At 57.9% G+C, this 21,480-nt stretch carries 22 protein-coding genes; 3 read left to right on the top strand and 19 right to left on the bottom strand.

Going from position 1 to position 21,480, the window contains the following annotated elements; all coding sequences use genetic code 11:
* Positions 1 to 101: 101 nt before the first annotated feature.
* The 12 genes from ABJM11_RS06945 to flhA form a co-directional block, all read right to left on the bottom strand.
* On the bottom strand, positions 102 to 863 hold the full coding sequence (locus ABJM11_RS06945; RefSeq protein WP_348295024.1) for a CheW domain-containing protein: 762 nt from the start codon (positions 861 to 863) through the stop codon (positions 102 to 104).
* On the bottom strand, positions 856 to 1,653 hold the full coding sequence (locus tag ABJM11_RS06940) for a ParA family protein (protein ID WP_348295023.1): 798 nt from the start codon (positions 1,651 to 1,653) through the stop codon (positions 856 to 858). Before ABJM11_RS06940 ends, ABJM11_RS06945 begins: the two co-directional genes overlap by 8 nt.
* Before the next feature lie 198 nt (positions 1,654 to 1,851).
* Positions 1,852 to 2,634 (bottom strand): flagellar motor protein MotD, encoded by a 783-nt coding sequence (gene motD, locus ABJM11_RS06935; protein ID WP_348295022.1) that lies wholly within the window; start codon positions 2,632 to 2,634, stop codon positions 1,852 to 1,854.
* The gene (locus ABJM11_RS06930) at positions 2,631 to 3,368 is read right to left on the bottom strand and encodes a flagellar motor protein (protein WP_348295021.1); all 738 of its coding nucleotides are present in this window, start codon (positions 3,366 to 3,368) and stop codon (positions 2,631 to 2,633) included. The genes motD and ABJM11_RS06930 overlap by 4 nt, the downstream gene beginning before the upstream one ends.
* Entirely contained in the window at positions 3,368 to 4,501 is a 1,134-nt protein-coding gene (locus ABJM11_RS06925) for a chemotaxis response regulator protein-glutamate methylesterase (protein WP_348295020.1), read from the bottom strand. Before ABJM11_RS06925 ends, ABJM11_RS06930 begins: the two co-directional genes overlap by 1 nt.
* Positions 4,502 to 4,550: 49 nt before the next feature.
* Positions 4,551 to 6,686 carry a chemotaxis protein CheA gene (locus ABJM11_RS06920; RefSeq protein WP_348295019.1) on the bottom strand — a complete coding sequence of 712 codons (2,136 nt, stop codon included), beginning with the start codon at positions 6,684 to 6,686 and terminating at the stop codon, positions 4,551 to 4,553.
* Between the two features lie 17 nt (positions 6,687 to 6,703).
* The gene (locus ABJM11_RS06915) at positions 6,704 to 7,492 is read right to left on the bottom strand and encodes a protein phosphatase CheZ (RefSeq protein WP_348295018.1); all 789 of its coding nucleotides are present in this window, start codon (positions 7,490 to 7,492) and stop codon (positions 6,704 to 6,706) included.
* A gap of 21 nt (positions 7,493 to 7,513) precedes the next feature.
* Entirely contained in the window at positions 7,514 to 7,897 is a 384-nt protein-coding gene (gene cheY / locus ABJM11_RS06910) for a chemotaxis response regulator CheY (RefSeq protein ID WP_114613228.1), read from the bottom strand.
* 178 nt (positions 7,898 to 8,075) lie between these two features.
* Entirely contained in the window at positions 8,076 to 8,807 is a 732-nt protein-coding gene (locus ABJM11_RS06905) for an RNA polymerase sigma factor FliA (RefSeq protein WP_348295017.1), read from the bottom strand.
* A gap of 30 nt (positions 8,808 to 8,837) precedes the next feature.
* Positions 8,838 to 9,650 carry a MinD/ParA family protein gene (locus tag ABJM11_RS06900; protein WP_348295016.1) on the bottom strand — a complete coding sequence of 271 codons (813 nt, stop codon included), beginning with the start codon at positions 9,648 to 9,650 and terminating at the stop codon, positions 8,838 to 8,840.
* Between the two features lie 46 nt (positions 9,651 to 9,696).
* The gene (gene flhF, locus ABJM11_RS06895; RefSeq protein ID WP_348295015.1) at positions 9,697 to 10,992 is read right to left on the bottom strand and encodes a flagellar biosynthesis protein FlhF; all 1,296 of its coding nucleotides are present in this window, start codon (positions 10,990 to 10,992) and stop codon (positions 9,697 to 9,699) included.
* Between the two features lie 60 nt (positions 10,993 to 11,052).
* On the bottom strand, positions 11,053 to 13,221 hold the full coding sequence (flhA, locus tag ABJM11_RS06890; RefSeq protein ID WP_348295014.1) for a flagellar biosynthesis protein FlhA: 2,169 nt from the start codon (positions 13,219 to 13,221) through the stop codon (positions 11,053 to 11,055).
* 233 nt (positions 13,222 to 13,454) lie between these two features.
* Here flhA and upp point away from each other — a divergent pair, with 233 nt between their 5' ends.
* Genes upp through ABJM11_RS06875 form a run of 3 tightly spaced genes read left to right on the top strand, consistent with a single transcriptional unit; the run spans position 13,455 to position 16,202 of the window.
* Positions 13,455 to 14,093, top strand: coding sequence for a uracil phosphoribosyltransferase (gene upp, locus ABJM11_RS06885; protein WP_348295013.1), 639 nt, complete (start codon positions 13,455 to 13,457; stop codon positions 14,091 to 14,093).
* A 2-nt stretch (positions 14,094 to 14,095) separates the two neighbouring features.
* On the top strand, positions 14,096 to 15,352 hold the full coding sequence (locus ABJM11_RS06880) for a uracil-xanthine permease family protein (RefSeq protein WP_348295012.1): 1,257 nt from the start codon (positions 14,096 to 14,098) through the stop codon (positions 15,350 to 15,352).
* Positions 15,333 to 16,202, top strand: a complete 870-nt coding sequence (locus ABJM11_RS06875; RefSeq protein WP_348295011.1) for a class I SAM-dependent methyltransferase — start codon at positions 15,333 to 15,335, stop codon at positions 16,200 to 16,202. The genes ABJM11_RS06880 and ABJM11_RS06875 overlap by 20 nt, the downstream gene beginning before the upstream one ends.
* A 183-nt stretch (positions 16,203 to 16,385) precedes the next feature.
* Here ABJM11_RS06875 and flhB read toward each other — a convergent pair whose 3' ends face one another.
* From flhB to fliM, 7 genes are all read right to left on the bottom strand, one after another.
* Positions 16,386 to 17,522, bottom strand: coding sequence for a flagellar biosynthesis protein FlhB (gene flhB, locus ABJM11_RS06870; protein WP_348295010.1), 1,137 nt, complete (start codon positions 17,520 to 17,522; stop codon positions 16,386 to 16,388).
* A 158-nt stretch (positions 17,523 to 17,680) separates the two neighbouring features.
* A complete protein-coding gene (fliR, locus tag ABJM11_RS06865; protein WP_348295009.1) occupies positions 17,681 to 18,463 on the bottom strand; it encodes a flagellar biosynthetic protein FliR in 783 nt (260 codons plus the stop codon).
* 7 nt (positions 18,464 to 18,470) lie between these two features.
* On the bottom strand, positions 18,471 to 18,740 hold the full coding sequence (fliQ, locus tag ABJM11_RS06860; protein ID WP_348295008.1) for a flagellar biosynthesis protein FliQ: 270 nt from the start codon (positions 18,738 to 18,740) through the stop codon (positions 18,471 to 18,473).
* A gap of 12 nt (positions 18,741 to 18,752) precedes the next feature.
* Positions 18,753 to 19,505 carry a flagellar type III secretion system pore protein FliP gene (gene fliP / locus ABJM11_RS06855; protein WP_348295007.1) on the bottom strand — a complete coding sequence of 251 codons (753 nt, stop codon included), beginning with the start codon at positions 19,503 to 19,505 and terminating at the stop codon, positions 18,753 to 18,755.
* Between the two features lies 1 nt (position 19,506).
* Positions 19,507 to 19,968 carry a flagellar biosynthetic protein FliO gene (gene fliO, locus ABJM11_RS06850; RefSeq protein WP_348295006.1) on the bottom strand — a complete coding sequence of 154 codons (462 nt, stop codon included), beginning with the start codon at positions 19,966 to 19,968 and terminating at the stop codon, positions 19,507 to 19,509.
* A 1-nt stretch (position 19,969) separates the two neighbouring features.
* Positions 19,970 to 20,479 carry a flagellar motor switch protein FliN gene (gene fliN, locus ABJM11_RS06845; protein WP_348295005.1) on the bottom strand — a complete coding sequence of 170 codons (510 nt, stop codon included), beginning with the start codon at positions 20,477 to 20,479 and terminating at the stop codon, positions 19,970 to 19,972.
* The gene (gene fliM, locus ABJM11_RS06840; protein ID WP_348295004.1) at positions 20,472 to 21,473 is read right to left on the bottom strand and encodes a flagellar motor switch protein FliM; all 1,002 of its coding nucleotides are present in this window, start codon (positions 21,471 to 21,473) and stop codon (positions 20,472 to 20,474) included. Before fliM ends, fliN begins: the two co-directional genes overlap by 8 nt.
* Positions 21,474 to 21,480 lie beyond the last annotated feature (7 nt).

Raw genomic sequence — 21,480 nt, 5'->3', positions numbered from 1 at the left:
CGTCAAAAAGTCATCATCAGTGCCCAATACTATAGTTAAGGGCACAAACCGTGCCAGCACCGCACGGTTTCATTCAGTAACCGGAGTTATTCAGAAACTGTCTAACTCAGGTCAAGGTGTTGTTCGCGCTCGGCCCGCACCAGCAGGTCGGCCATGGTTTTAACATCAATCAACGCACACATGTGGTCAATGACCGTTCCCGCCAGCCAGGGCCGCTTGCTGCGGCCCGTGCGCCAGCGAACTTCGTCCGGTTTCAGGGTAAAGGACTGAGCCACGTCGTCGCAGGCCAATCCCCACTCGCTGCTGTCGAGCCGGATGACGAATCGATAATTCTCCCTGGCATCCGCTGGCGCACGGCCTGCCATGATCCACTCGGCCGTGTCCACCACCCGCAGGTTGTGGTCCCGGTCCGGACGCATGCCCATATACCAGCGCGGACTGCCGGGAATCGGCTTCACCGGTTCCTCGATGCGATGTATGGCCCCGAGCAGGACCAGGGGCACCGCCAGTTGCAGGCCGGCGACCGTAAAAATCAGGCATTCGAACGGCTTGTCGGACCACTCCGGCCGGCCAGGTGGCTCCCATGCCGGGGGTGACGGAATATCGGCAGCCTGTTCAGCTTCCGGCTCAGGGCTTTTAATGTCAGGCTCAGGTGTTTCAATCTTCACTTCCGGTGCCGGCCTGGCCACAACGGGCGCTGGTCGCGGCGCCACCCGAGCGCGCTCACGAACGACCGGTTTCGGCGGCTCCGGTTCCGGCTCACCCTGCCAGGCGGTACCCGTTGCCGTATGCAGCAATTCATCCAGGTAGCTGGCGATGGCTGAGCTTGGATCAGCTACCTGTGTCAATTTCTTGTCAGGCATGCTGGCGCTCCGTCTTGGAGCGCGTCATTTCCTGCAAATCGTTCAGCAGTCGCACATAAGCCCGTACACCGTGGGTCTCTTTGTCCAGCGAAGAGGGCGTTATGCCGGCCTGGCTGGCATCGCGGAATTTGGTATCCACGGGAACGGCAAAGCGCCAGAGCGAATCGGCATGGTTTTTCCGCAGCAGGTTAAGGCTCTTTACAGAAGCCTGGGTACGCCGGTCGAAAAGGGTTGGCACTATGGTGTAAGAAAGCTGGTTCTTCTGCGAACGCATAATCATGGAGAGCGTGTGCAGCATGCGCTCCAGGCCTTTAATGGCGAGGAACTCGGTCTGTACCGGGATAACCAGATGCTGCGCGGCTGCCAGCGCATTCACCATCAGTACGCCCAGGGACGGCGTGTTATCCAGCAGGACATAATCAAAATCGTCCCACAACTGGGCCAGGGCGCGGGATATGATCAGCCCCATGCCCTCGACACCCACCATCCGCCGCTCAAGGGTCGCGAGCGCAGTGCTCGCCGGCAGCAGGGAAAGCCCCGGGCAGCTGGTTTCGGTGATCAACTGGGCAGGCAGGCCTTCAGGCACCTTGCCCTGATGCTGGAACAGGTCGAACACACTGTGGGCGATGGTGTCCGGGTCATACCCGAACCAACTGGTCAGCGACCCATGGGGGTCCAGGTCCACCACCAGTACGCGTTTTCCGCTTTCTGCCAGCAGACCACCCAACGCCACAACAGACGTGGTTTTACCCACACCGCCTTTTTGATTGGCAACTGCCCAGATTCGCACGCTGCATTCTCCAGAAAAATCAGCTCCGGAAACGCCGGAAACTATGTGGAGTTATCGGCCGTCATCCGCTCAACTTGAAGATAATTCGGCAAGGGTTTGCCGGCATTAAAAGATGTAGGGGAGTTAATACAGATATTATGCCAACTTGCCTATAGGGACCTTCCGTCAGCTTCCGGCAAGTGCATGGGAACAAAGCGTTTATCGCATGGCACCGCGGATGCTGGCATCGCGGGAAACCAGCAATACCACCCGGCGATTGCGTCGCCTCCCCTCTTCGGTGTCGTTGCGAGCCACGGGCTGATACTCTCCGTAGCCAACCGCAGCGAGGCGCTCCGACTCAACCCCTTCCATCGACAGCATGCGCACAATGGCGGCAGCTCGGGCCGCCGAAAGCTCCCAGTTTGACGGGAAAGCATTGGTGCGTATCGGCAGGTTATCGGTAAAACCCTCCACCCGGATCGCGTTATCGCGGTTGCGGAGCACACCGGCGATTTTTTCCACCACCTCAAACGCGTCGTAATGGGGTTCTGCATCGCCACTGCCAAACAGCAGGCTGTTACGAAGGCTAAGTTCAAGCCATTCATCACTGGTTTCCAGAGTCACAACGCCCTGGTTAATCAACTCGTCAAACTCCAGGGCAAGCTGGTCGGCCATGGCACGAAGTGCCTCTGTACGCCCCTGCTCACTCATGGCAGGATTCTGGGGTGCTTCCGTTACCGGGGGGGCAATCACATCTTCGGCTGCCCGGGGTATGGCACGGCGTGGCTGGTCACCCACTTCAATGGGCTGAAAGGAGCGCTGTGGTGCATTAAAAACGCCGGTCAGGGTTTCCGACAGCACCTTGTACTTGCCCTCATTGACCGAAGACACGGAGTACATTACGACGAAAAAGGCAAACAACAGCGTGATGAAGTCGGCATAGGAAATCAGCCACCGCTCCTTGTTGTGAAGGTCATCGTCCCGGCGCCTGCGACGTCTCACAGAAAGCCCCGCAGCCGCAATTCGATGGACTTGGGATTCTCTCCTTCCGCGATGGCGATGATGCCGTCGATCATCATATCTTCGTAACGGGTGCGCTCCCTGAGGATGCCCCGCAATTTGTTGGCAACGGGGAAGAACAGGAGATTGGCCAGCGCCACACCATAGATAGTGGCAACGAAAGCAGTGGCAATACCGCTACCGAGCGACTGGGGGTCTTCAAGGTTGGTCATCACCTGGATCAGCCCCATCACGGCGCCGATAATGCCTATAGTGGGCGAATAGCCGCCCATGGCCTCAAATACCCGGGCAGATTCCAGGTCCCGCTGTTCCCGGGATTCCAGATCCACCTCCATGATGCTGCGGATGGTTTCGGTCTCGGCTCCATCAACCAGCAGTTGCAGCCCCTTGCGGGCAAATCGTTCGGATTCTTTCTCCGCCAGGCCTTCGAGTCCCAATAGCCCTTGCTTGCGGGCTTTCACGCTCCAGTCGATGACCTTACCGATACCGTCTTCGAGGCTGACATAAGGGGGAAAAAACACCCACCGGGCCTGGGAACAGGCTCTTTTCAGCAGCGGCCAGGAGGTCTGGAGAATGGTAGCGGCGAGTGTACCGCCGATCACAATCAACGCTGCCGGGCCGTTGAACAGGGAACTGACTGCGCCACCTTCCAGCAGGTTGCCGCCAAGGATGGCCACAAACGCAAGAATTACGCCCAACAGGCTGAGAATATCCATCAGCTCACCCCTTCAACCAGACGGGGGCCGATATCATCAAGCGCGAGAATCTCGGTAGACAGGCCGGCCCTGGCTACCGCCATTGGCATGCCATAGATCACCGAGGTTTTTTCATCCTGGGACCAGATATCAGAGCCACTCTGTTTCATCATCCGGCAGCCTTCCTTGCCATCCGACCCCATACCGGTAAGGATCACGCCCAGAGTCTTGCCGGGAAAACTCCTTGCCAGCGAACCGAAGGTGACATCCACACAGGGCTTGTAGTTGAGTCGGTCATCACCGGGCAGTATACGTATGCGTCCCTGGCCGCCCCGATTCTCGATCATCATCTGTTTGCCGCCGGGTGCCAACAGGGCCAGACCCGGTTTGAGCATATCGCCATCAGCAGCCTGACGAACCTCAATCTGACAGAGCTTGTTCAGCCGTTCTGCGAACGCGGGGGTAAAGCTGGCGGGCATATGCTGAATCAACACCAACGGTGCGGGAAATCCTGCTGGCAGCGCTGTCAGCACACGCTGCAGCGCGACCGGACCGCCTGTTGAGGTTCCAATGGCGACCACACTGTAATGCTTGGCGGCGCCACGGCGGGAGGTGTGCCGGGCCGTCGGTTGTGGCTCCGGTGCCGGCCTGGGTTTGTCGCGCCCCGGATGTGGGCTGACAGGTGTAGCGCGTTGTTCCGCAGCAGGACGCGGTACCGGAGCTGCAGCCGGTGAAGGAGCCGACTTCGCTCCCGGCCGGCTGCCCGCAACGTCCATTATGCGATCGATCAGAATCTTCTGAAGCTGGCTGGAGTCCCTCGCAATTTCCTCGAAATTCTTGGGGAGGAAATCCACAGCACCGGCTTCAAGAGCATCCAGGGTGACCCGGGCGCCTTCGTAGGTCAGCGAAGAAAACATCAGCACCGGAACGGGATGCCGTTTCATGATTTCACGAACAGCGGATATACCGTCCATCACCGGCATTTCGTAATCCATGGTGATGACATCAGGCCGCAGCTTTTCAGCAAGCTCCACACCCTCACGGCCGTTTGTGGCAACGCCCACCACCTTGATCTGACCGGACGCAGTCAGGATTTCCGTCAGTCGCTTGCGGAAGAAACCTGAATCATCAACGACCAGGACAGAAACCGTCATCCATTTCTCCTAAACCCGGGCCTGCTGCTGATCCGCAACTGAAAAACGGTCAGCCGTAATTCTGAAGCAGGCTTGGAACGTCAATTATGAGTGCGATACGGCCGTCACCGGTGATGGTTGCACCCGCCATGCCCGGTGTTCCCTGCAGGGCGCGACCAAGAGGCTTGATAACGACCTCTTCCTGGCCCACAAGCTGGTCCACCACAAATCCAACCCGGCGGGTACCCATGGCGACGATCACCACATGGGCGTTCTCGGGCTCCGGCTCACCGGCCGCACCTTTCACCAGCCACCGCTTGATATGGAACAGCGGGAACACCTTGTCCCGGACAACAATGCATTCGCGGCCGTCGACAATATTCTTTTTGCTCAGATCCAGATGGAAAATTTCTACCACGTTGACCAGAGGCAAGGCGAAGGACTGGTCCCCCAGCATGATCATCAGTGTGGGCATGATGGCCAGCGTCAGCGGAACCTTTATAACGATGCGCGAGCCCTTGCCCAGTTCCGACTCGACACTCAGCTGCCCATTGAGCTGGCCGATCTTGGTCTTGACCACATCCATGCCAACGCCACGGCCCGACACGTCGGAAATCTGGTCCTTGGTGGAGAAGCCTGCAGCGAAAATGAGGTTATAACACTCGGTGTTGGTCAGGCGGTCAGCGGCATCCTGCTCATAGATGCCCTTTTCCACAGCTTTGCGGCGCAGGACGTCAGGGTCCATACCAGCGCCGTCGTCCTCGATAGACAGAAGGATATGGTCACCTTCCTGCTCTGCAGACAGAGTCACCGTCCCCTGGCGGGGCTTGCCGGCTTTTTCCCGGATGTCCGGAGCTTCAATACCATGGTCAACCGAGTTACGCACCAGATGCACCAGTGGATCGGACAGTGCTTCTACGAGATTCTTGTCCAGGTCCGTATCTTCGCCGTGCATCTCAAGATTGATCTCTTTCCTGAGGTTCCGCGCCAGGTCACGAACCACCCGGGGGAAACGGCCAAATACCTTCTTGATGGGCTGCATTCGCGTTGCCATCACCGCTGACTGAAGGTCTGTGGTAACGACATCGAGGTTGGAGACGGCCTTATGCATATGCTCATCTTCACTCTGCGCACCCAGGCGCTGAAGCCGGTTGCGCACCAGTACCAGCTCACCCACCATATTCATGATGTCATCAAGCCGCTTGGTGTCGACACGCACTGAGGTTTCAGCCACAGGTGCATTCGCATCCCGGGATGGCATCGCAGGCGCGGCCGAGGCGGCACCAGCCTTGCCGTCTGCCTGCGGTTTTTCAGGCTTCAGGGGCGGTTTGACAGGGTTGTCGGAAGCGGGCGATTTGGCCGCCGGTTTACTGTCAGACGGTGCCGAAGTAGTGGCTGACGTATCGGCGGTGGGACTACCCCCCTTGCCATGCAGATCGTCCAGCAGCTTTTCAAATTCGTCGTCGGAAATCAGGTCGTCACCGCTCTTGTTGCCACTGTCATCAGCGGCTTCCGACTTGTGTTCATCAGCCTTGGCGGTATCGGGCGGACCGGCGAACTGCCCCTTGCCGTGCAGTTGATCCAACAGAGCCTCGAATTCATCATCGGAGATTTCATCGCCGGCACCGCTGCTGTCATCGCCGGCAGGTTCGCTGACATTCCCGGATGCCCCCGGGGCTCCGTTCTTCTCGTCTTCGAGAGCGTCCAGCAGTTGTTCGAATTCGTCGTCGGTGATATCGCCGTTATCGTCGTTGGGGCTGGCGTCAGCCGTTGCTTCCGCTTTGCCAGCGCCCGTATTCGCCGCTGGTGCTTCCCCTGCAGGTTGCGCCAGGGCATCAAGGGCAGCAATCAGTTCGTCGGGAGCCGGTGTCAGTTCTTCGTGGTGACGAACCTGCTCGAACATCGCATTGACATGGTCCAGCGCTTCCAGCACCACGTCCATCAATTCAGAGTCAACCTTGCGCTTGTGGTTGCGCAGGATATCGAACACGTTCTCCGCGGAATGACAGCAGCGAACCAGCGGGTCCAGCTGAAGAAAGCCGGCACCGCCTTTTACAGTGTGGAACCCACGGAAAATGGCGTTGAGCAGATCGCTGTCATCAGGATGTTGCTCCAGGTCGACAAGCTGCTCAGACAACTTTTCGAGTATCTCGCCTGCTTCAACAAGGAAGTCCTGCAGGATCTCTTCATCGGCATCAAACGCCATGGGTTACCCTCTTTTCCTCAGAAACCGAGACTGGACAGAAGATCATCAACATCGTCCTGGCCCGATACAACATCTTCGCGCTCTTCGGCTTTTATCTGCGGGCCGACACCCTGCTCCGCCGATACTTTCTCTTTTTCTTCCAGTTCGTGCACCGTGCCGGTCATCTGGTCCACATGGCTGGCCATCACCACCAGGCTAAGCAGGTGTTCCTCTACCTCTTTGACCAGTGTGGTGACCTTCTGGATGACCTGGCCGGTCAGGTCCTGGAAATCCTGGGCCAGCAATATTTCCGACAGATTCTCGTACATGGCGCTGGCGTCGGCATTGAGGCTGACGAAAAACGTGTCTATCCGGGCATAGAGTTCGCGGAATTCTGCCGGCGCCATCTCCCGGCGGCGCAGCCGCTGCCACTCATCCCTCAGTTCCGCCGCTTCATCACGAATCGAGCTGGCCCTGGGCATGGCTTCTTCCACCAGGTCCATGGTGCGGTTGGCGGCCTTTCCGGTCATCTGTACCACGTATTCCAACCGGTCCGAAGCATCAGTCATTTTCGACAGCGCCTCTGACTGCTCGGCATTACGCGGATCAATCTGGAAGTTGCGGATTGCCTCATGGAGGCTACGGGTCAGTCGGCCTACCTCGCGATACAGACTCTGGTCCCTGACCTCACTGAGCTCATTGATCAGGGTCATGGCCCGGCCATACTCTCCGGCATTTACCTGCTCAACCAACTCTGCAGCCTGGCTGCGAAGCTTTTCCGTAATCTCCGGGTCAAGCTCCTGTTGGTTCTTGTTACTTTCACTCATGGAAGCCCGTCCGACCTCTGATTACTGGATTCGCTCGAAGATTTTCTCAATCTTCTCCTTCAGGACCGCGGCGGTGAACGGCTTGACTACGTAGCCATTCACCCCGGCCTGAGCTGCCGCTACGATCTGATCCCGTTTTGCTTCCGCGGTTACCATGAGTACCGGCAGAGTCTTGAGGTTCTCATCAGCCCTGACTTCCTTGAGAAGGTCCAGCCCGGACATGCCCGGCATGTTCCAGTCTGTCACCAGGAAATCATATTTGCCGCTGCGGAGCATTGGCAGTGCAGTATTGCCGTCGTCCGCTTCATCGGTGTTGGTAAAGCCCAGATCGCGAAGCAGGTTCTTGATGATCCGTCGCATGGTGGAGAAGTCATCCACGATCAGGATTTTCATGTTCTTGTCCAATGGGACCTCCAGTTTAAAACGCCCGGAATTCGTTTCTGGCTTCCGGCTTTCAGTCCGGCAAGCCGGCAGATTTACCGCTTATTGTGTTGCCTTTGGCACGGTTGTAAAGCGCCGGTTACCAAAAGGCTACAGTAAAGAATGCTTTGCAACGCTGCACCACGACTGTGACGGGAAAGTCTCACTGTCGCCAATCGGAGAGCCGACCCCGCAAACGAAGTGCCGCCTGGCTGTGAATCTGGCTTACCCGGCTCTCGCTGACACCCAGTACCGCGCCAATTTCCTTCAGGTTCAGCTCTTCCTGGTAATACAGGCTGAGCACCAGTTTTTCGCGTTCCGGCAGGTCGCCAATCGCCGTGGCCAGATTCTTCCGGAAGTTGTCCGACGACAGACCGTCCAGGGGATTATCACTGGCCTCTGTTTCTTCTATCGGCAGGTCTCCGGATTCATTGAGCTCATCGAGACTAAAAAGTCGGCCACTGTTGGCATCGCTCAATGCGGAGTGATATTCATCGAGGCTCTGGCCGAGCTCTTCGGCAACTTCCCAATCGAGGGCTTCGCGGCCCAGACGGTCCTCAACGGCCTTGATGGCCTTGGCAATACGGCGGGAGCTTCTGTGGACGGAGCGGGGAACCCAATCGCCCTTGCGGATCTCATCCACCATGGCGCCACGGATGCGGATACCCGCATAGGTCTCGAAAGTAGCACCTTTGGTGGAACTGTAGCGTTGGGCCGCTTCCAGCAGGCCGATCATACCGGCCTGCATGAGGTCCTCCAACTGGACCGAGGCCGGCAACCGGGCCATGAGATGCAGCGCTATTTTTTTGACCAGCGGCGCCTGCTCTTCAACAAGTTGCGAGGGGCCCTGCGTGCCGGTCCGGTGGTAGATTCCAAGTTCTTTCGCCAATGTCATGTATCCGGCTTTTCGGTGACAGGATCAAATTCAGACTTCGACGAGCCGCTCCACGAAGAATTCCAGATGGCCCCGTGGCGATTGTGGCAACGGCCAGTTGTCGACCTTCTCAGCCAGGCTCTTGATAGCCAGTGATGCCTTGGCTCGGGGATAGGCGTCCAGCACAGCACGCTGACGCTGGACCGCCTTTTTAACGGCCTCGTCGTAAGGCACTATACCAACATATTGTAGTGCCACATCCAGAAACCGCTCGGTCACTCTGGTCAGTTTTTCAAAAAGATGGCGGCCTTCCTGCTCATTACGTACCTGATTTGCCAGTATACGGAAACGGTTGGTGCCGTAGTCCCGGTTCATCAGTTTAATCAGGGCGTAGGCGTCGGTGATGGAAGTGGGTTCGTCGCACACAACCAGCAACAGTTCCTGAGAGGCGCGAAGGAAGCTGACGACGGAGTCGGAAATACCGGCTGCGGTATCCACAATCAGCACGTCAATCTGGTCGCCCAGCTCACTGAAGGCATTGATCAGGCCAGCGTGCTCAAGCGAGGTCAGCTGGGTCATCCGCTGGGTGCCGGAGGAGGCAGGCACAATTTTGATGCCGCCAGGGCCGTTGACCAGCACGTCCCGCAGTTCACATTCGCCGGTAATGACATCCTGGATATTTCGGCTGGCGGTAATGCCCAGCAATACGTCTATGTTGCCAAGCCCAAGATCGGCATCAAGAAGCACCACCCGCCGCCCTTTCTGTGAAAGGGCGATACCAAGGTTTACCGCAACGTTACTCTTGCCAACGCCACCCTTCCCGCCGGAAATCGCAATCACCTGTACCGGATGTGGTTTGCTCATACTGGTTCTGATCTCTTGCCACGTTTAACCGCAGGCTGTGTTGTTATTAAACAGCGACTGCCTCTTGCTGCTGGAGTTTTTTCAGCCTCTCCACGGCCAGCCGCACCAACGGCACGGGCTCGGCGTGGTGCAGGTCTTCCGGGATCTTCTGGCCGTCGGTGTAATAGGCCACCGGTAACCCTGTCTCCATGACAAATCCCAGCGATTCTCCCAGGGTCAGTGCTTCGTCAATTTTGGTCATCACACAACCCGTCAGATTTGCCATCTTATAGCAATGCCAGACGGATTTCATGATACGCGGCTGACTCGTTGCGGAAACCACCAGATGGGTACGAATCTGATGGTGGCTACGGGCCAGTTCCGTAAGTTGCTCCTCGTAGCCTTTGTCGGTGCTGGTAAGGCCGGCGGTATCAATCAGCACCAGGTGCCGGTCCGATAACTCGTCGAGAATATCATCCAGGGAATGGCTCTCATCCACCACCCTCACCGGCACATTCAGAATACGCCCGAATACGAACAATTGCTCATGGGCGGCCACCCGATAGCGGTCCGTGGTCACCAGCGCCAGGGAGTCCGCGCCATGACGCAGTACGTAATGGGCCGCGAGTTTGCCGATGGTGGTGGTCTTGCCGGATCCGGTAGGTCCCACCAGGGCATAGACGCCGCCCTCTTCCGACCACTCGGTCCGGGCGGTTTTCACACCGGCCGCCAGCATCTTCAGCGACTGCTTCCAACCATCCTCCAGGCGCCCCGCACGGTGTCGACGGGACAGTGAGCCGGCAAGCTCATGGCCCAGGCCAAATTCCTGCAGCCGTTCCGCCAGACGTTGCTGCACGGCATTCACCGCGGTTTTCTCAGGCTCGGGACCACGGTTGGCACTGACCAGGTCCCTGAGAGAACTGATCTCTGCACGCATCTGGGCCAGTTCGCCGGAATATCCGGAATCTGCATTGACGGTCTCTTGCGGCATGACTTCGCTGCCGCTGAAGGCATCGGCTGCCATGCTGGCAAAACCCTGATCCCCGACATTATTCCGACTGCCCTGGACGGCGCGTTTTTCCCTGACTTCGCGGATTCGCTCCCGGGAACGGCCAAGCTCATCCTCCAGGCGGCGGTGCTGTTCCGCCTGGAGCTCCGCCAGCCGCGAGCCGTTGGTTGCTTCCCGCGCGGCATCGCCCAGCCGTTGACGCGCCATGTTTTCGTCATAATCCAGTGCTGTCACTATTTCGACACCACCATCCACACGACGATTGGACAGAATCACCGCATCCGGCCCCATCTGGTCACGCACCTGGCGCAGCGCCTCTGCCATGCTCTGTGCAAAAAACCGTTTTACTTTCATGATGACTCTTCCTCCCCGGTCAGCGCTCTGTGTCGCCTTCCGCCTTGCCGTCCGCGGCCTTTACTGGCCTACGGATGCCACGATGGTAATCTGTTTGTTGTCCGGAATTTCCTGGTAGGACAACACGTGCAATCGCTCTACCCCGAAACTTGCAAACTTGGCCAGTACCGGTCGCAGTGGCCCGGATACCAGCAGTATTGCCGGCTTGCCCAGCATTTCCTGGCGCTGGACGCTGTCCTGAAGTGAGCGCTGGAGCTTCTCGACCATATTCGGTTCCAGTACCAGCCCGATGTCTTCCTGACCGCCGGATTGTTGACTCTGCTGCATGGACTTAAGCAATAACTGTTCCAGGTCTGGATCCAGGGTGATTACCGGGATCTCGGCATCGTTGCCACAGATGCTCTGAACAATCATCCGGCGCAGTGACTGGCGGGCAACGGTGGTCAGCAGTTTCGGGTCCTGGCTCTTCGGATGCACGTTGACGATAGCTTCGGCAATGGACCGCATATCCCTTACCGGCACTTCCTCTTTCAGCAGGTTCTGCAACACTTTCAGCAACAGACTGATCGATACAGTAGTGGGGACCAACTCTTCAGCCAGCTTTGGCGATACCTTTTCCAGCTGGTCCAGCCATTTCTGAACCTCCTCATGGCCCAGTAACTCATGGGCGTGTTTCTGCAGGATCTGGTTGAGGTGTGTGGCCACCACTGTGCTGGCATCCACAACCGTATAGCCCAGTGTCTGCGCCTGATCCTTCTTGTCCGGCTCGATCCAGCTGGCGTCGAGACCGAAAGCGGGGTCCTTGCCCGCAATACCCTCAATCTTGCCAAACACCTGCCCCGGGTCGATGGCCAGTTCCCGGTCCGGATGGATCTCGGCCTCGGCGATGGTCACGCCCATCAGGGTTATGCGATACACATTGGGCATCAGGTCAAGGTTGTCGCGAATGTGAACGGATGGCATCAGGAACCCCAGATCCTGGGAAAGCTTCTTGCGCACCCCCTTGATCCGACTCAACAACTGACCGCCCTGGGATTTGTCCACCAGCGGGATCAGCCGGTATCCCACCTCCAGGCCAACAATGTCCACGGTTGCCACGTCGTCCCATCCCAGCTCCCGGGTCTCACCCGGAGGTGGAAGCTGGGCGCCCTGTTCAACGCTGTCACCAGCAGATGTAATGTCACGGCCAGCCGGCCTCGCACCGCCTCCCCTTGCCGGATACACACCTTCCTCTTCAACGGTCTGGCGCTCTTCCTGCCAGATGTACCAGGCAATCGCACCGGAAATAGCGCCAAGACCAAGAAAGGCCACATGGGGCATACCCGGAATCAGGCCGAGAATGATCAGGATAAAGGCGGCAATGCCCAGTGCCTTGGGCGCGTTGAACATCTGCTGCAGGATCTGTCCGCCCATGTCCTGGCTTGATGTCACTCGCGTCACCATGATGGCGGCGGAGGTGGAGAGCAGCAGGGAGGGAATCTGGGCGACCAGGCCGTCACCAATGGTCAGCAGCGCGTAGTTCTGGGTGGCAGTGCCAAAATCCAGTCCGTGCTGGAGCATGCCGATGACAATACCACCGATCAGGTTGATGGCCAGTATCAACAACCCGGCAACGGCATCGCCCTTGACGAACTTGCTGGCACCGTCCATGGAGCCGTAGAAGTCTGCCTCCTGGGCAATCTCGGAACGACGGTGCTTGGCCTCATCCTGGTTGATCAGGCCGGCATTGAGGTCTGCATCAATGGCCATCTGCTTGCCCGGCATGGCATCCAGGGTGAAGCGCGCACTGACTTCGGAAACCCGGCCAGCGCCTTTGGTAACCACCAGAAAGTTGATGATCATGAGGATGGCAAACACCACCAGGCCAACCGCGTAGTTTCCGCCGATCAGTACCGCCCCAAAGGATTCGATGACCTTACCGGCGGCGTCCCCGCCTTCGTGGCCGTTAAGTAGTACGATCCGGGTGGAGGCAACGTTGAGTGCCAGCCGCAGCAGCGTGGCTACCAGCAATACCGTGGGAAAGGAGGCAAACTCCATGGGTCGCAGGGCATAGACACACACCAGCAGGATCACGATGGATAGCGTGATGTTGAAGGTAAAAAACACGTCCAGCATGAACGCGGGCATGGGCAGTATCATCATGCCCAGCAGTCCCATCAGCATAACGGGAACGCCCAGATTACCCCGCGTCAGGGATTTGACATTATTGAGGACTAACGCTCGGTCCATGCCGGAAAATTCTCCGAAAAGCGGTTAACCGCGGTTATCCGCGGGTGGTTTTTTGACGCCTGCGCATCGATAGGGAGGGTATTCGCAAGATCCGTACCAGCCTTCAGAGTTTTTCTGCCCGCCATGCCTGACGGACCTGTCGATATACGGTATCCTTGCGCCATTTGCCGGCCTTTGCGCCGCGCGACACACAGCATCCAGACACAGACCAGAACGCAAATAAAGGTGACCCCATGCCAATCCACGAGGTGAAACACCCGCTGATCCGCCACAAACTCGGCCTGATGCGCCGCGCCGACATCAGCACCAAGAATTTCCGGGAACTGGCCCAGGAAGTGGGGGCCCTGCTGACCTACGAGGCCACCAAGGATTTCTCCCTGCAGAAAAAGACCATTGAGGGTTGGGCTGGCCCGGTGGAAATTGAACAGATCCAGGGCAAGAAGATCACCGTCGTTCCAATCTTACGCGCCGGCATGGGTATGCTGGACGGCGTACTGACCCTGATCCCCGGTGCCCGGGTAAGTGTTGTCGGCCAGGTGAGAAACGAGGAAACCCTGGAAGCCAGCACCTACCTCGAAAAACTGGTGGGCGAACTGGACCAGCGCATGGCCATGATTGTGGACCCCATGCTGGCCACCGGCGGCTCGATGATTTCCACCATTGATCTGCTCAAGAAAGCCGGAAGCCATGAAATACGCGCCCTGGTTCTGGTCGCCGCACCGGAAGGCATCAAAAAAGTGTTGGAAAAGCACCCGGATGTCTCCATCTACACCGCATCCATTGATGACAGGCTGAACGAGAAAGGCTATATCCTTCCTGGCCTTGGCGACGCCGGCGACAAGATTTTCGGCACCAAGCAGAAGGACGTGTGACCATGCAGGACCACCTGAACGACCCGGTATGGAAACAGGCCCTTGCCGGCTCGCAGATGTTGCTGGTCGCCTTTGGCGCGCTGGTGCTGATGCCGCTGATTACCGGCCTGGACCCCAATGTTGCGCTCTTCACTGCCGGCATTGGCACCCTGATTTTCCACATCGTCACCGGCGGCCAGATTCCCATTTTCCTGGCCTCTTCCTTTGCGTTTATCGCGCCGATCATTGCCGCCAAGGGCCGCTTCGGCCTGGAGGAAACCCTGGGGGGCCTTATGGCTGCGGGTATTCTCTACATTGTGCTCAGTGGCGCGGTTCGCCTGCGCGGCACGGGTTTCATCACACGTCTGCTACCCCCGGTGGTGATCGGACCGGTGATCATGGTAATCGGCCTTGGCCTGGCACCCGTTGCCGTTCACATGGCCTCCGGCCGCACCGGTGACGGCGCGGAGCAACTGGTGCCCTACGACACCGCTATCTGGATCGCCATGATTTCCCTGGCAGTGACAGTGATCATGGCTGTCTGGTCCAGCGGTATTTTCCGACTGATTCCGATCATGTTCGGCATTGTTGTGGGGTATATCCTATCCGCCATTGCCGGAATTGTGGATCTATCCCCTATCAGCGAAGCACCCTGGTTCGCCGTCCCCAATTTCGTGACCCCGGAATTCAGCTGGGCAGCCATCCTGTTCATGATCCCGGTCGCCATCGCACCTGCCATCGAGCACATCGGCGATATCCTGGCCATTGGCACCGTTACCCGCAAAAACTACCTGAAAAAGCCCGGTCTGCACCGCACCCTGCTGGGCGACGGCCTGGCAACCAGCGCTGCCTCGGCCCTCGGTGGCCCGCCCAATACCACCTACTCCGAAGTGACCGGCGCTGTGGTGCTGACCAAAAACTTCAACCCGAAAGTCATGATCTGGGCCGCCTGCATTGCCATCGTACTGGCCTTCGTGGGCAAGTTCGGCGCAGCCCTGCAGACCATCCCGGCCCCGGTTATGGGCGGTATCCTGTGTCTGCTGTTCGGCTCGATCGCTGTGGTAGGCCTGAACACCCTGATCCGTCACCAGGTAGACCTGTCACAGGCCCGTAACCTGGTCATCGTAGCCATCACTCTGGTGTTCGGTATCGGCGGCATGGCGATAGGCAATATTGAAGGCATCGCCCTTTGCGCAGTGGTGGCCATCGCACTGAACCTGATCCTCCCCGGCAGCGGTGAGGCCTGGGGCAAAAAGATCCATGAACACGACACCCTCTGACAACAGCCCTGGCAAAGACAGCTCGAGCATCAGCTTTACCGCCCTTTACACCGGTGCCGTCTGGCACCGGAACGGGCTATCAGACGACATACTGGCCACCGGCCAGGGCCGCTGGCTATACCATCTGATGACACCGTTTGAGGCAAGCAGCAAGGCTCTCCTCGGCGGCAACATCCGCACCTTCCTGCTGCAACGCCACCTGATTATCGACCACCTGATCGAACAGGCCCTCGGGCGCGGTGTCACCCAGGTGCTGGAAATTGCCTGCGGCATGTCACCGAGAGGCATCCGCTTGCGGGACAAATATCCACACATTCACATGGTGGAAGCCGACCTACCCGACATGGCCACCCGCAAGGCAGCACGGTTGCTGGTCGCCGGTCGGTTAGGCGATAAACACCAGGTCATGCCCGTCGATATTCTGGCGGAATCCGGTGTGCAGTCCCTGGAGGTGGTCGTCAAGAGGGCTTTCGACAACAACGAACCCATGGTTGTAATTACCGAGGGCCTGACCAGTTACTTCTCGCTGCCGGTCATTTCAAAGTTCTGGAACCGCCTGGCCCGGCTGATGCAGCCGCGCCCGGGCTCGGTCTACCTGTCCGAATGCTACTTGATGCCAGAACGGCCGCTGCTCCGGGGAACACTGAAGTCCCTTGGCGGTTTACTGGGGGCGGTGACGCGGAGTGATGTCAGCTTTCATTTCCTGAATGACCAACAGGCCGCTGAGCATTTTACTGTTTGCGGGTTCCCTTCTGTGGCGGTCCACAATCCTGCGGACTTTTATGATCGCCTTCCGATTCCCGAAAGCCGGCATGATCCCATGGTTCGGGTTATTGAAGCTCGGTCCTGAGCTACGTTTGGAGTTAACCGAAAGGTCAGAAGTGGTTCGTCGGGTGGGCTTTCCAAAACTGTGCGGAGCCATGGATGGCGGAGCTCAAGCGCCACAGGGATGTGCTTGAGCGTGTTTTGGAAAGCCCACCCGACGAACCACCTCCCCACAACCATCAGGCTATAAAACAGGCAAACTCCAAACTCAAACATCCCGCCGCAAATCCGAAGGAATCGGAAAGTCCGGAATATGGGGTTTCTGGCCACGCCCTTTACGGAACTGACGAAGCTGGAATACGTAGGCCAGCACCTGGGCAATGGCCATATACAGGCCATCCGGGATCTCGCCGCCCACCTCGGTGTTGTGGTAAACCGCCCGTGTCAGAGGTGGCGTACGGAGGATATCCACCTTGTGTTCGCGGGCAATCTCCATGATCTTGAAGGCCGTTTCGTCCGACCCCTTGGCGACCACAATGGGCGCTGCCATTTTCTTCTGGTCGTATTTCAACGCCACCGCATAGTGCGTCGGGTTGGTGATCACCACGTCTGCCCCGGGCACATCCTGCATCATCCTGCGCTGGGCCATTTCGCGCTGCAGCTGGCGGATCTTGCCCTTCACTTCCGGTTTACCTTCAGTGTCCTTGTACTCGTCTTTCACTTCCTGCTTGGTCATGCGCAGCTTTTTCTGATGATCGAAGATCTGGAAAGGCACGTCGATCGCAGCGATGACGATGGTAGCGCAGGCCAAAATGAAAAAGCTCCAGCCAAGGGTCCAGACAACGTGTTCCATGGCTGACCGGGCGGGTTCTTCGGAGATACTGAGCAGGTCATCTGTGCGCAGGTTCAGAATCAGGATCGCCACGGCCATGACCAGGCCGACTTTGAGAATCGCTTTCACCAGTTCGATCAGCGAGCGCATGGAGAACATGCGTTTCAGACCTTTGAGAGGGTCCATACGATTCAGTTTGGGGGCGATGGCCTTGCCGCTGACCAGCAGGCCGCCTATACCGATGGAGCCGGCGATGGCGGCAATCAGCAGCAGGACCAGCAGTGGTGCGAGAGCCCAGGCGGCTTCTTTTGCCGAAGCAATCAGTTGAACGCTCATGTGGCGGGTGTCGAAGATGGCGGAGCGTTCTATTACGAAGCTGTCGCGCATGATACTTTCCATAGAGGCGCCCAGGGAAGCTCCGAACATCAGCAGACCACCAGCGCCGGCCAGCAAAACGGCCATCGTGGCCAGTTCTTTGGAGCGGGCGGTCTGGCCATCCTCCTTGGCTTTTTCGAGCCTTCGGGGGGTGGCCTCTTCGGTTTTTTCCTGACTGTTGTCGTTTTCTTCGGCCATGCGTTGTCTTCTTTAATTCGGAGTATCGGCCGGTGGGGATGGCTATCCAAAACACGCTCCTTCGGCACATCCATGTGGCGCTTGAGCTCCGCCATCCATGGCTCCGCACAGTTTTGGATAGCCATCCCCACCGACCTCTGCGAATTCCAGAGTCAGATCTATGGCTGACCCTGCAGGTTACGCATAAATTCGAACGTCTCTCTGGTGTACTGCTCGAAGTGCGGCAGAAAATTGGCGTGCAGTACCCATATGGCAAATAATCCAAAAATCAGGCCAATCGGGAAACCCAGGGCAAAAATATTCATTTGTGGGGCTGCGCGGGTCATAACGCCGAAGGAGATGTTGACGATAAACACAGCTGTGACCGCCGGCAACGCCAGTAGCAGTGCGGACACGAATATCCAGCTTATGTGGTGGGCCAGTTCCCACACACCTGCCTGCCCCAGCCCTTCCAGGCCAATGGGAAGCGTGTAGAAGCTTTCGATAAAGACTTCAAAAGCCACCAGATGGCCGTTCATGGCCAGGTAAAGCAAGGTGATGGTAATGGTATAGATCTGAGCCAGTACGGGTACATTGACGCCGTTGGCGGGGTCCACCATGGAGGCGAAGCCAAGACCCATTTGCATGGCGATCATCTGGCCGGCCACCACGAATAGCTGGAAAAGTGCTGTGAGGGCAAAGCCCATTCCTACGCCGATCAGTATCTGCTGAAGGGTGATCACTACCGCATCCGCGCTGAAGGCGTCCATCTGGGGAACCGGGGGAATCATCGGCACCACGAGGATGGTAATCAGCAATGCCAGCCCCAGGCGGACCCGTGCCGGCACCAGTTGGGTGCCGATGAAGGGAATGACCATCATGAAGCTGGCCAAACGGAAAAGCGGCCACAGGTGCTGGCCAATCCACTGGTTAATCAGGTCAGTTGATATTTCCGTGGGCATGCCCGGGTCAGCCGATCAGGTAGGGAATGCTGGTAATCAGCCGTTCCGCGTGATCAAGAAGCTGGGTCAGCATCCAGGGGCCGAAAACGATAATCGTGATCAGCGTGATCAGCAGCCGGGGCAGGAAGCTCAGGGTCTGTTCGTTGATCTGGGTGGCGGCCTGGAAGGTGCTGACCACCAGGCCGATCACCAGGCCAGGGCCGATGATCAGGCTCGCCAGCAGGACAATCATCCACAGGGCCTCACGAAGTATGTCGATAACGGTTTCGGGTGTCATGGGTGCCCTCCCCTATATCCCGTAACTGGCGGCCAGGGTGCCCATGATCAGGGCCCAGCCATCCACCAGTACAAACAGCATGATCTTGAACGGCAGCGATATGATGATCGGTGACAGCATCATCATACCCATCGCCATCAGCACACTGGCGACCACCATGTCGATAATAAGAAATGGGATGAACAGTATGAACCCGATCTGGAAGGCGGTCTTCAGCTCGCTGGTCACAAAGGCCGGTAACAGAACCCAGAAGGAGACATCCTCCGGTGTGGCGTACTGTTCGTCGGCAATTCGCATGAACAGGCCCAGGTCGCTTTCACGGGTCTGCGCCAGCATGAATTTGCGGAACGGCTGGCTGGCCTGTTCCACCGCCTCGAGCGAGCTCAACTCCTCTTCCATGTAGGGCTGTAGTGCCACCTCGTTCACCTCTTCCAGCACCGGTTTCATGATGAAGATGGTGAGAAACAGTGTCAGCCCGAGAAGGATCTGGTTAGACGGCGTGGACTGCAGGCCAAGGGCCTGACGGAGTATGGCGAACACCACGATGATGCGAGTGAACGACGTCATCATCATCAGCATCGCTGGCAGGAAGGTCAGCGCGGTCATCAGCGCCAGTATCTGCAGTGATACCGAGTATTCCTGTACGCCCTCTTCTTCGCCCGGCGTTACGGTGAAAGCGGGAATTCCCGGTATATCCGCCAGCGCCGATGGCGCCCAGGTGGCGAAAAGTACTAGCGCCAGCGAGGCAAGGAGACGCATCCACATATCAGGAACCGTCCTTCGAAGCACCGGAGCCCCAGGACTTGCCAATCATGCCCTGGAGTTTACGGGCAAAGTCGCCGGATACAGGCTCGCCGGCACTCACAACCGGCTCGTCAAATACGTGCAGTGTGCGAATCGTCGACGGGGTAACGCCAACAAGAATCTGTGTGCCCCCAACTTCGATCAACGCTATTCGCTCCCGCGTGCCCATGGGCATCACCGACACCACCTTGATGGCCCGGGTATTGCCGCCGGTCATTCCGCCCATGCGCCTGACAATCCAGGCACACCCGAAAATAAGCGCCAACACCGCCAGCAGGCCGGCTCCAAGCGTCAGCATGGTAATCAGCGTATCAGGAGCGGAGGTCACTTCCTCCGCAGGGGGTGCCGCCTCCTGGGCAACCACCAGGGCTGGTACCAGTAGCGCCACGAAAACGCTGCCAGATCCTTTGCGAGCCAGAGCCATACTACTTCTGCAACCGCTTGATGCGTTCACCGGGGCTGATGACGTCTGTCAGGCGAATACCGAATTTTTCGTTGACCATTACCACTTCCCCGTGGGCAATCAGGGTGCCGTTAACCAGCACATCCAGCGGCTCACCTGCCAGGCGGTCCAGTTCAATCACCGAGCCCTGGTTCAACTGCAACAGGTTGCGAATCGGAATCTGGGTGTTGCCCACTTCCATGGAGATGGTGACGGGAATATCGAGAATAACGTCCAGATCGGGTGCCGGGCCGCCGCCCTGGCTGAAATTCGAGCCTTCCGGAAACTCCTCCATCGGCGCGGCACGAACATGGTCCTTGCTGTCGCCACTGTCATCCCCTGTTTCACCGGCTTCCGCCAAGGCAGCCGCCCATTCGTCCTCGCGGCCATCGTCGTCGGCATCGCCAGATTCTTCCATGGCAGATTCCCACTCGGCAGCGAGCTTCTCGTCTTCACTGAGCTCCTGCTCGTCTTTCTTGTCGTCATCAGCCATTGTTGCGTCCCACCTTCAGTTGCTTTTTCACCTTGGGCACCGTTGCCCGCTCATGGATTCTCAGTGCCAGCTTGCCATCCCGGGTACCCATCGTGGCTTTGTAGATGGGGATACCGTTAGCAGTCAGGGTCAGAAATTCGGGAACTTCCACCGGAATAATGTCGCCTTCTTTCAGCTTGGCGATATCGCGCAGGGAAATGCGGCGCCGGCACACCGTTGTATTAACAGGCACGTTAACTTCCTTGATGTCTTCCTGAAGCGCGCTGACCCAACGTTCGTCCACATCGTCAATATCACTCTGCACACCCGCGTCCAGCACGTCCCGGATAGGCTCAATCATCGAATACGGCAGCGCCATGTGCAGCTCTCCGCCGCCGCCATCCAGTTCAATGTGGAAGGTGCTGACCACCACCACTTCGCTGGGGCTGACAATGTTGGCCATGGCTGGATTTACCTCGGAGCTGAGATATTCGAAATCCACCTTCAGAACCGCGTGCCAGGCTTCCTTCATGTCATGGAACACCTGGTCCAGCACCATCTGCACGATTCGGGTTTCCGTCGGCGTGAATTCGCGCCCTTCAATCTTGGCGTGGCGGCCTTCACCACCAAAGAAATTGTCCACCAGCTTGAACACCAGCTTTGCATCCAGCACAAACAGAGATGTGCCACGCAGGGGGCGAACCTTGCACAGGTTCAGGCTGGTAGGCACATACAGCGTGTGGATGTATTCGCCGAATTTCATGATCTGAACGCCACCGGTGGACACATCCGCATTACGGCGCAGCAAATTGAAAAGACTGATACGGGTGTAGCGGGCAAAACGCTCGTTGATCATTTCAAGCGTGGGCATGCGGCCACGGACAATACGATCCTGGCTGGCCAGGTCGTAGGACTTGATGCCGGCCTCATCGGTCTCGTCGTAGGTATCAATGTCGCCATCGTCCACACCGTGGAGAAGCGCGTCGATTTCGTCCTGTGACAGTAGGTCCTGCATATGTTTC

It is taken from the genome of Marinobacter sp. (assembly GCF_039977835.1).
Lineage (GTDB): Bacteria > Pseudomonadota > Gammaproteobacteria > Pseudomonadales > Oleiphilaceae > Marinobacter.
This window is presented reverse-complemented; position numbering and strand designations above follow the sequence as displayed.